Source organism: Methanocorpusculum sp. GPch4 (assembly GCF_012062385.1).
GTDB lineage: Archaea > Halobacteriota > Methanomicrobia > Methanomicrobiales > Methanocorpusculaceae > Methanocorpusculum > Methanocorpusculum parvum.
This window is the reverse complement of the sequence record NZ_SIJA01000022.1, coordinates 1-530: the sequence shown is the minus strand read 5'-3', so window position 1 is coordinate 530 and position 530 is coordinate 1. Positions and strand designations below refer to the sequence as shown.

The following is a 530-nucleotide window of genomic DNA, read 5'->3' as shown; positions in this document are numbered from 1 at the left end:
GTCTTCACCAGGCTCATCACCCGCAACACCACCATCCCCTGCCGCAAGAGCCAGATATTCTCCACCGCCGCCGACGGACAGACCGCGGTCTCCATCCACGTGCTCCAGGGCGAGCGTGAAATGGCCGGCCAGAACCGCACTTTGGGGCGCTTCGACTTGGTGGGCATTCCTCCGGCACCCCGGGGCGTGCCCCAGATCGAGGTAACCTTCGATATCGATGCCAACGGTATCGTGCATGTGTCGGCCAAGGACCTGGGTACCGGCAAGGAGCAGAAGATCCGCATCGAAGCATCCAGCGGCCTCAACGAGTCGGATATCGACAAGATGGTGCGCGAGGCCGAGGCCCACGCCGAGGAGGACAAGCGCGAGCGTGAGCGCATCGAGGCCCGCAACGAGGCCGACGCCCTCATCTACCAGACCGAGAAAACCCTCAAGGAGCTGGGCGACAAGGTGGGCGGCGGCGAGAAGGATACAATCGAAAACGCCGTCAAGGATCTCAAGAAGGCTATGGAAGGCAGCGATCTCGAGGC

At 62.8% G+C, this 530-nt stretch carries 1 protein-coding gene; it reads left to right on the top strand.

Annotated elements, in window-relative coordinates; all coding sequences use genetic code 11:
- Nucleotides 1–530: Hsp70 family protein (locus tag EYA77_RS01850; protein WP_167815691.1), on the top strand; the 530-nt coding region annotated here is incomplete at both ends.